Genomic DNA, 9,170 nt, shown 5'->3' on the forward strand with positions numbered 1-9,170 from the left:
GCCGGCCCTCGACATGTCAGCCGCCGCGGGATCCTCGGCGGCGCCGGCGCTCTCGTTCTGGCCCTCTCGCTGCGTCCGGCGCGAGCCGACGAGACCCAGACCGCCGAGCAGAAGGCCCAAAAATTCGGCGCCGACGGCATGCCGCACGGCTGGCGCGACGATCCGAAGATCTTCGTCGCCATCGCGCCGGACGGCACCGTCACGGTGACCAACCACCGTTCCGACATGGGCCAGGGCATCCGGACCTCGGTGGCCTTCACGGTCGCCGACGAGCTGGAGGCCGACTGGTCGAAGGTGAAGGTGGTCCAGGCCTGGGGTGACGAGACCCGCTTCGGCAACCAGGACACCGACGGCTCGCGCTCGACCCGCCACTTCTTCCAGCACTTCCGCCACGCCGGCGCCGCCGCGCGGCTGATGCTGATCCAGGCCGCGGCCAAGCAATGGGGCGTGCCGGCCTCCGAGGTGACGGCGGTCAACCACACCCTGACCCACGCCAAGTCGGGCCGCACCCTCGGCTACGGGGCCGTGGCCCAGGCCGCCGCCGAGCTGCCGGTGCCCACCGACGTCAAGCTGAAGGACCCCAAGGACTTCCGCTACATCGGCACCGGCAAGGTCGGGCTGATCGACAATTTCGACATCACCACCGGCAAGGCCGTCTACGGCCTCGACACCAAGCTCGACGGGATGCTCTACGCGGTCGTCGCGCGCCCGGCCGTCTATGGCGGCACGGTGAAGTCCTTCGACGACAGCGAGGCCATGAAGGTCCCGGGCGTCGTGAAGATCTTCAAGATCGACGGCGGCACGATCCCGTCCGAGTTCATGCCGCTCGGCGGCGTCGCGGTGGTCGCCAAGAACACCTGGGCGGCCCTGAAGGCGCGGGACGCCCTCAAGATCACCTGGGACGACGGTCCGAACGCCGGCTACGACACGGACGCGTTCCGCAAGGAGCTGGAGGCCGCGGCCCGCAAGCCCGGCAAGGTCGTGCGCACGCAGGGCGACGTCGACGGCGCCCTCGCCAAGGCCAAGACCAGGGTCGAGGCCGAGTACTTCGTGCCCCACCTCGCCCAGGCGCCGATGGAGCCCCCGGCCGCGGTGGCCCGCGTGAAGGATGGGTTCTGCGAGGCCTGGGCCTGCACGCAGGGTCCGCAGGCGGCCAACGACCGCCTGATGAAGGCGCTCAAGCTGCCCGACGACAAGGTCAAGGTAAACGTGACGCTGCTCGGCGGCGGGTTCGGGCGCAAGTCGAAGCCCGACTACGTGGTCGAGGCGGCGCTCTGCTCGCAGGCCGTGGGCGGCGCCCCGGTGAAGCTCGCCTGGACCCGCGAGGACGACCTGCACCACGGCTTCTACCACACGATCTCGGTGGAGCATCTGGAGGCCGGCCTCGACGACAAGGGCATGCCGGTGGCGTGGCTGCACCGCTCGGTGGCGCCGACGATCGGCTCGATCTTCGCGCCCGATCCGAAGCACGAGCTGCCATTCGAGCTCGGGATGGGGCTGGTCAACACGCCGCTGAACATCCCGAACATGCGGCTGGAGAACCCCGAGGCTGCCGCCCATGTCCGCATCGGCTGGTTCCGCTCGGTGTCGAACATCCCGCACGCCTTCGCGATCCAGTCCTTCGTGTCGGAGCTGGCGCACGCCGCCGGCCGCGAGCCGAAGGAGTACCTACTCGACCTCATCGGACCCGATCGCAAGATCAGCCCGACCGAGATCGGCGACGTCTGGAACTACGGCGAGGACCCGAAGCGCTACCCGATCGAGACCGGCCGCCTGCGCGGCGTGATCGAGGCGGCCGCCAAGGGGGCGGGCTGGGGGCGGCAGATGCCCAAGGGCACCGGCCTCGGCATCGCCGGCCACTACAGCTTCGTCACCTACACGGCGGTGGCGGCCGAGGTGGAGGTCGACGACAAGGGCCAGGTGAAGGTGAAGGCGATCGACATCGCGGTCGATTGCGGGCCGCAGGTGAACCCGGAGCGCATCCGCTCGCAGATGGAGGGCGCCGTGGTCATGGGGATGGGGCTCGCCCTGACCTCCGAGATCACCTTCAAGCAGGGCCGGGCGGTGCAGAACAACTTCGACGGCTACGAGGTCCTCCGGATCGACGCCGCCCCGAAGGTGGTCCGCGTGCACCTCGTGCCGACCGGCAATTGGGACGGGCCGCTCGGCGGCGTCGGCGAGCCCGGCGTGCCGCCGGTGGCGCCGGCGATCGCCAACGCGATCTTCGCGGCCACGGGCCGCCGGGTCCGGCAATTGCCGATCCGCGATCAGCTGAGCGCCTGAACCGTCACCCGTCGCGAGACGTTGGGGCCGCAGGGGGAACCTGCGGCCCCATTCTTTTGGAAAGTACCCGACCCGATGATGCGTCCCGCCCTGACGGCCTGCCTGACCCTGATCCTGACGGCAGCCCCGGCCCTCGCCTCGCCCTGCGGCGACCGGATCGACAGCGTTTCCAAGCGGGTTCAGTCCGAGATGAGGCAGTCGATCTCCGCCTCGACCAGCGGCCAGGGCAATGCCGCCAAGCGCGGCGGCGAGGGGGTCACCGGCACGGAGGGTCAGCGGGCGAAGGAATCCCCCGAGGCGCCGCCGGAGAAGTCGGCCCAGGCCGGCCAGGGGGCGGATGCCGCCCAGCAGGCGCAGGTCGCCCTCGAAGAGGCGCGCACGGCCGATTCGAAGGGTGACGCCAAGGGCTGCGAGGCGGCCCTGTCCCGCGTCGAGCAGCAGTTGAAGAAGACACCCTGAGGCACTTCATAAAACGGGCTGACGGGTTCGATGCGCGAGGCTGGCCGCTCCCGCATCGATCCAATCCACCTCTCTCATCCTGAGGCCCGCTGCGCGGTCACCTGAGGATGAGGGGAAGGGTTCGACGTGAGCCCTGGCTGGCTTTGCCGCCTCACCGGCCCAGCGCGCTGATCTCGATCACGAACTTCCGCCGCAACGCCCGCGAGAAATCGCCGTAACCGGCGGCCGCCAGCAGGAACGCCCCCGGGCCGCCGATGACGTGGGCGCGGTACCATTGCTCCAGGCTCGTGCGTTCCTGCGGCAGCGGGGTCGGGAGCAGGCCGTAGCCCGGCGCCCGATAGGCCCCGGCCCCGACGACGTCGTTCTCGCCCGGCACAAGGATCGGCAGGCCGTTGACCGTCGCGCCGGTGGCGAGCAGCGCCGCATGCGCCTCCGCGAGGCTGTCGGCGTCGGTGCAATTGTCGATCCCGTCGCCGGAGACGTCGACCACCACGCGCTCGGCCGGGATCGGGAGCGTCGGGAGCACGGCGTCGGTCACCGTGCGGAACATCTGGCCGAGGCAGGTGAACTCGCCGGCCTGCCGGGGCGTGGCCCGGACGAGGGCGGCGGTCGCCGCAGCATCGACGCGGTTGGCGATCCGCCGCCAGCCGACCGCGAGGTTCGCCCGGTCCGCCCAGGTCACCATCGCGAACAGGATCCCGCCCGGATTGCCGGTGATCGCGCCGATCACCGACGGATCCTCCAAGGCCTCCGCGATGCCCTCCATCTGGAGCCGGAAGCGGGATTCGTCGACGGATTGCGACACGTCCACCGAGACGACCAGCGCGGGGGCGACGCTCTCGGGTGCGGCCTTGCGGGCCCCAGCCCGAAGAGCAGGAGGCCGGCGCCCCGCAGCGCGCCGCGGCGGATCCATCCCGAACCCGTCCGCATCATCGGCCTCGGCGCTCCCGGAAGGCGCGGCCCTGCGGCCGTCGCGCATCCGTTAGGCCACGTTTCGACGGGACGCGAAACCGGCCTTTCGGGGGGGCCGCCGCGCGGCCCCGCCCGTCGGACCGACGCGCTGCGGGCAGGCCCGGATGCGCGTCGGCAGGGTGTCGTGCGGGCGCGAAGCCCGGCCCCGGTGAGGAGGATTCGCTCCGGCGGCGGTAGCCCGCTCATCTCGGAGGTGGCCCGTCCTCCGGCCCCGTCCCTGGGCCGGCCGCGGGGTCGTCGAGGACGGCCTCGGCCGCCCCGGAAGGTGCTTAGGCCGCCGCCGCGGCGGCGAGGGCGTGCCGGTTGCCGTTCAGGCCGGCGCAGAGATCGTCGATCTCGGCGAGGTCCAGCGCCTCGCCGGCCCGGCCGGCGATGGTGTCGATCAGGTGATCCTGGCGGGGATCGAACGGATGACCCTGCATCCGGTAGAACTGGTAATAGCGCAGCGCCGCCAGGACGGTGTCACGCTCGCGGTCGGTTACGGTGAAGTGCTGCATGGGTAGTTGCTTCCCCTTGTGGCTTCAACGAACGCCCGGGTAGGCCGCGACGCCGATCCCGAGCTTGACTGTTGTAACCCGTGGGCAACTGCCCGACCAGTTCTTGACAGCTCGCGCCGATGTGATTCGCGTCATTTAAGATTTTGATCCTGGCCGGATCCGGGCGATCACGGATCGAAAAATCCTGTTCTCACAACAGCTTGGCAAACCGGCTCGCGAATGCCGCGCGGTCGGACCCGGCCGTCGCCCGTCCCGAGTCCCCGCAAGAACCCTCATGGACCCTCATGGACCCTCATGGACCCGCGCCGCCGCCCCCGGGCCCGCCTAGAGGCCGAGTTCGGCCAGATAGCGCGGCAGCGCGGCGCTCGCCGGCCCGTACCGGGCCTCGTCGAAGGCGTCGGCGTTGTCGGACGGCTCCAGATTGACCTCGCAGGTCGGGATGCCGAGCGCCCGGGCCTGCCGGACGTAGCCCGCCGCCGGGTAGACCGCCCCCGACGTGCCCACGGCCACGAACAGGTCCGCCCCGGCCAGCGCAGCCTCGATCGCGTCGAGGTGCATCGGCATCTCGCCGAACCAGACCACGTCCGGCCGCATCCGGCCCGATGCGCCGCAGGCGGGGCAGTGATCGGCCCGGCTCAGGTCGGCGCGCCACGGCGTGACCGCACCGCAGGCGCAGCAGCGCGCCTTGAGCAATTCGCCGTGCATGTGGGTGACCGCCTGCGAGCGGGCCCGCTCGTGCAGGTCGTCGACGTTCTGCGTGCACAGGAACAGCCGCCCGCCCCGCGCGGCGAGCCGCGCCTCGGCCTGCGCCAGAGCGACATGCGCGGCGTTCGGCTCGGCCGCGACCGCGCCGCGGCGGCGATGGTCGTAGAAGTCGAGCACCGTGTCGGGGTCGGCCGCGTAGGCCTCCGGGGTGGCGAGCCGCATCGGGTCGAACCGCGCCCAGATCCCGCCGCGGTCCCGGAACGTGCCGAGCCCGCTCTCGGCCGAGACGCCGGCCCCGGTCAGCACGAAGATCGTCCTGGGATGGTCCGTCATGCGGTGCTCCTGCTCGCCGGAGATTGGCTGGATATGTCCGCTGGCTGGCAGCGCGGTTTCTTTCGCCCAGGGTCAAGCCGAGGAATCCTGCGGCTCGCTTCACCGAGCGGGAGACACGAAATGTCCGATGTTGCGCTGCTGGTCATCGATGTCCAGGAATCCTTCCGGCACAGGCCCTTCTGGAACGACGCCGATGTCCCGCCCTTCACCGAGCGCCTGCAGACGCTCATCGACGGTGCCGCGGCGCGCCGGATTCCGATCCTGCAGATCTTCCACCTCGCCGAGAGCGGCCCCTTCGCCGCCGCCTCAGGCCATGTCCGCACCCTGGAGCCGATCGTGATCGCGCCGACGGCGATCTTCCACAAGCGTCAGCACAGTGCCCTGGTCGATAGCGGCCTGCCCGGCTGGCTGACGCAGCACGGCATACGGCGCCTGATCGTGTCCGGCATCCGCACCGAGCAATGCTGCGAGACCACCACCCGCCACGCCTCCGACAGCGGCTGGCAGGTGGATTACGTCACCGAGGCGACGCTGACCTTCGCGATGACCCATCCGTCCGGACGCCGGTTCACGGCGGACGACATCAAGGCCCGCACCGAGCTGGTGCTGGTGGACCGCTTCGCCCGCATCGCTACGGTGGAGCAGGCGCTCGCCGGTCGGGACTTGCCGGTCGCGGCATGAGCGGGACGGCGCGGCGCATCCCGGTCCTCGTGGTCTTGCCGCCGCGCACCCTGCTGCTCGACCTCGCGGGACCGGTCGAGGTCCTGCGCATCGCCGGGGCGGCTCAGGAGCGGGTCGCGTTCTCGGTGCGCTACGTGGCGCCGCGGGCGCGCACCCGCTGCTCGATCGGTCTGGATCTCGGCGGCACCGAGCCGCTGCCGGAGGCGATCGCGCCGGGCACCGTGGTGCTCGTGCCGGGCGCGTCGGCCCGGGTGCTCGGCGGCGAGGCCGATCCGGACGAGGGCGCCGCCGAAGCGCGGATCGTCGACTGGCTGCGCGGCGCGGTCCGGCCGGGCCACACCCTGGTGACGGTCTGCGACGGTACGCTGCTGGCGGCCCGGGCCGGCCTGTTCGACGGCTATGCCTGCACCACCCATCACGCGAGCTGCGCCCGGCTCGCCGCCCTGGCGCCGCAGGCGCGGGTGCTGGAGAACAGGCTGTTCGTGCAGGACCGGGACCGGTTCAGCAGCGCCGGCGTGACCGCGGGCGTGGACCTGATGCTCCATCTCGTCGCCGAATGGGCCGGCCCGGCCGCGGCGCTGGCGGCGGCCCGGACCCTGGTGGTCTACATGCGGCGCGGCCCCGACGACCCGCAGCTCTCACCCTGGCTCGAAGGCCGCAGCCACCTGCACCCGGTGGTGCACCGCGCCCAGGACGCGATCACCGCCGAACCCGCCCGCGCCTGGTCCCCCGAGATCCTCGGCCGCCTCGCCGGGGCGAGCCCGCGCAACCTCGCCCGGCTGTTCCGGGTCCATGCCGGGATGACGGTGACCGACGCGGTCAACCGCGCCCGGATCGCGCTGGCCCGGGACCTGATCGCCCAGACCGACCTTGCCCTGGAGCAGGTCGCCGACCGCGCGGGCTTCGGCTCGGCCCGCCACATGCGGCGGGTCTGGCGTCAGTTCCACGACGCCGCGCCCTCGAATCTCCGAACCCAAATCTTGGTTTCGAAAGGTCCGTGACCTTTCGCGGGTCCAGGGCGGAGCCCTGGGGCCTCAGGGGCACCGCCCCCGAACCCCTGCCCAAGGGGTGAGCCCTTTGGGATCCCCCTGACCACGCTCTGGACCCCGCCGGATGGCTGTGCCCTCCTCGCATCGTCCGAATCGGCGCGGACGATGCATCCGCCCGTCCCGACAGGCGCCCGCGGGCGCGGAGGAGAGCGCATCATGCCCGAATTCGACCTGGCAATCCGCGGCGGGACCGTGGTCACGGCGAGCGACACGGTGCGGGCGGATGTCGGCGTGCGCGGCGGCCGGATCGTGGCTGTGGCCGAGGGCATCGCCGACGCCGCCCGGGTGATCGACGCCTCCGGCCTGCTGGTCCTGCCCGGCGGCATCGACAGCCATGTCCACATCGCCCAGGATTCGGGCCCCGGCATCGTCATGGCCGACGACTTCGCCAGCGCCACCCGGGCGGCGGCGGCCGGCGGCAACACCTGCGTGATGCCCTTCGCGCTCCAGCCCCGGGGCGCCTCCCTGCGCGGGGCGGTCGACGCCTACCGGGCCAGGGCCGAGGGCCAGTGCCACGTCGACGTGGCGATCCACATGATCATCTCGGACCCGACCGAGGCGGTGCTCGGCCAGGAGCTGCCGGCCTTGGTCGCCGACGGCTACACCTCGTTCAAGGTCTTCATGACCTACGACGACCTCGTGCTGAACGACCGCCAGCTCCTCGACGTGTTCCACGTCGCGCGGCGGCAGGGCGCCCGGGTCATGGTCCACGCGGAGGGCTACGACGCGATCCGCTACCTCAGCGAGCGTCTGGAGCGGGCGGGCGAGACCAGGCCCTATGGGCACGCCCTGTCGCGCCCCGAGATCGTCGAGCGGGAGGCGGCCCACCGGGCCATCAGCCACGCCGAGCTGATCGACCTGCCCATCGTGATCGTCCACGTCTCGGGCCGCGAGGCCACCGAGCAGATCGCCTGGGCTCAGGGACGGGGCCTGAAGATCCGGGCCGAGACCTGCCCGCAATACCTGACCCTGACGGCCGAAGACATGAAGGGGCTCGGCCAGGACGACCCCATGGCGGGGTCGAAATACGTCTGCTCGCCGCCGACGCGGGACGTCGAGAGCCAGGAGGCGGTGTGGTCGGGGATCCGGCGCGGGATCTTCGACGTGGTCTCGTCCGACCATTGCCCGTTCCGCTACGACGACCCGCAGGGCAAGCTGAACCCGCGGGGTAAGACCTCCTTCCGCTGGATCCCGAACGGCATCCCCGGCATCGAGACGCGGCTGCCGGTGTTCTTCTCCGAGGGCGTCTCGAAGGGGCGCATCAGCCTCAACCAGTTCGCCGCGCTCACCGCCACGAACCACGCGAAGCTCTACGGACTCTACCCGCGCAAGGGCTCGATCGCCCCGGGCTTCGACGCCGACCTGACCCTCTGGGACCCGAAGCGGCGCGAGACCATCCGCCAGGCGAATCTGCACCACGGCTCCGACTACACGCCCTGGGAGGGGTTCGAGGTCACCGGCTGGCCGGTGATGACCATCGCGGGCGGGCAGGTCATCGCCGAGGACGGCCGGGTCCTGTCCGAGCCGGGCCGCGGGCGGGTGCTGGACCGGGCGGTCGATCCGGCCGAGCGGCGGGAGGCGTAGCCTTGGCCCGCCGCTTGCTCTCCGGTGTCGGATGGCGGGCGACACAGGGGGAATCGATGTTGCGGACGCGGCGTCGACCGGATCGAGCGCGGGTCCCCTCTCCCGTGCGGGCGAGGGACAGGGTGAGGGGCGTGCGGCGTCCGGATAGGGCGCGCACGGCAAGGGTGTGCCCCGTCCTGAACGTTCTCGTCCCTCACCCCTACCCTCTCCCGCACGGGAGAGGGGGCGTGTCGCGGCCTTCAAGAGTGATCGTGCCACTCTTGTATCTTGCACATCGCCGGAAGCAGGCGAGCCTCACATGAATGTCGAGCTGATCGGCCTGACCAAGCGCTACGGCGCGGCGACCGCGGTCGATGCCATCGACCTGAAGGTGCCGTCCGGGGCCTATTGCTGCCTGCTCGGCCCCTCCGGCTGCGGCAAGACCACGACGCTCCGGATGATCGGCGGCCACGAGCGCGCCAGCGCGGGCGACGTGGTGATCGGCCCGAAGGCAGTGGGCGACGCGGCGCCGTCCGAGCGCGGCACCGCCATGATGTTCCAGAGCTACGCCCTGTTCCCGCATCTCGATGCGCGGGACAACGTCGCCTTCAGCCTGCGGATGCGCGGA

At 71.5% G+C, this 9,170-nt stretch carries 9 protein-coding genes; 6 read left to right on the forward strand and 3 right to left on the reverse strand.

Going from position 1 to position 9,170, the window contains the following annotated elements:
- Positions 1-2,283: xanthine dehydrogenase family protein molybdopterin-binding subunit (locus I53_RS15435; protein WP_043352200.1), on the forward strand; the 2,283-nt coding region annotated here is incomplete at its 5' end.
- A gap of 75 nt (positions 2,284-2,358) precedes the next feature.
- Entirely contained in the window at positions 2,359-2,742 is a 384-nt protein-coding gene (locus I53_RS15440) for a hypothetical protein (RefSeq protein WP_043352202.1), read from the forward strand.
- Between the two features lie 151 nt (positions 2,743-2,893).
- Here the strand turns inward: I53_RS15440 and I53_RS15445 are convergent, their stop codons facing one another.
- From I53_RS15445 to I53_RS15455, 3 genes are all read right to left on the reverse strand, one after another.
- Positions 2,894-3,655, reverse strand: coding sequence for a DUF1194 domain-containing protein (locus I53_RS15445; RefSeq protein WP_051044831.1), 762 nt, complete (start codon positions 3,653-3,655; stop codon positions 2,894-2,896).
- Between the two features lie 328 nt (positions 3,656-3,983).
- Positions 3,984-4,211: a hypothetical protein gene (locus tag I53_RS15450; RefSeq protein WP_043352204.1), complete on the reverse strand. Its 228-nt coding sequence runs from the start codon at positions 4,209-4,211 to the stop codon at positions 3,984-3,986.
- Positions 4,212-4,535: 324 nt separating this feature from the next.
- Complete coding sequence (locus I53_RS15455) at positions 4,536-5,249, reverse strand: NAD-dependent deacylase (RefSeq protein ID WP_043352206.1); 714 nt, start codon at positions 5,247-5,249, stop codon at positions 4,536-4,538.
- 120 nt (positions 5,250-5,369) lie between these two features.
- Here I53_RS15455 and I53_RS15460 point away from each other — a divergent pair, with 120 nt between their 5' ends.
- The 4 genes from I53_RS15460 to I53_RS15475 form a co-directional block, all read left to right on the forward strand.
- Complete coding sequence (locus I53_RS15460) at positions 5,370-5,930, forward strand: isochorismatase family protein (protein ID WP_043352208.1); 561 nt, start codon at positions 5,370-5,372, stop codon at positions 5,928-5,930.
- Positions 5,927-6,931, forward strand: coding sequence for a GlxA family transcriptional regulator (locus tag I53_RS15465; protein ID WP_043352210.1), 1,005 nt, complete (start codon positions 5,927-5,929; stop codon positions 6,929-6,931). Before I53_RS15460 ends, I53_RS15465 begins: the two co-directional genes overlap by 4 nt.
- 204 nt (positions 6,932-7,135) lie before the next feature.
- Complete coding sequence (hydA, locus tag I53_RS15470) at positions 7,136-8,563, forward strand: dihydropyrimidinase (protein WP_043352212.1); 1,428 nt, start codon at positions 7,136-7,138, stop codon at positions 8,561-8,563.
- A gap of 298 nt (positions 8,564-8,861) precedes the next feature.
- On the forward strand, positions 8,862-9,170 hold a 309-nt coding region (locus tag I53_RS15475; protein WP_043352214.1), incomplete at its 3' end, for an ATP-binding cassette domain-containing protein.

It is taken from the genome of Methylobacterium sp. B1 (assembly GCF_000333255.1).
In the GTDB taxonomy this organism is placed as follows: domain Bacteria; phylum Pseudomonadota; class Alphaproteobacteria; order Rhizobiales; family Beijerinckiaceae; genus Methylobacterium; species Methylobacterium fujisawaense.

Excerpts from the sequence above, each read along its gene's own strand:
- I53_RS15440 (WP_043352202.1), top strand. The coding sequence starts at position 2,359 with ATGATGCGTCCCGCCCTGACGGCCTGCCTGACCCTGATCCTGACGGCA.
- I53_RS15445 (WP_051044831.1), bottom strand. The coding sequence starts at position 3,655 with ATGGATCCGCCGCGGCGCGCTGCGGGGCGCCGGCCTCCTGCTCTTCGG.
- I53_RS15450 (WP_043352204.1), bottom strand. The coding sequence starts at position 4,211 with ATGCAGCACTTCACCGTAACCGACCGCGAGCGTGACACCGTCCTGGCG.
- I53_RS15455 (WP_043352206.1), bottom strand. The coding sequence starts at position 5,249 with ATGACGGACCATCCCAGGACGATCTTCGTGCTGACCGGGGCCGGCGTC.
- I53_RS15460 (WP_043352208.1), top strand. The coding sequence starts at position 5,370 with ATGTCCGATGTTGCGCTGCTGGTCATCGATGTCCAGGAATCCTTCCGG.
- I53_RS15465 (WP_043352210.1), top strand. The coding sequence starts at position 5,927 with ATGAGCGGGACGGCGCGGCGCATCCCGGTCCTCGTGGTCTTGCCGCCG.
- hydA (WP_043352212.1), top strand. The coding sequence starts at position 7,136 with ATGCCCGAATTCGACCTGGCAATCCGCGGCGGGACCGTGGTCACGGCG.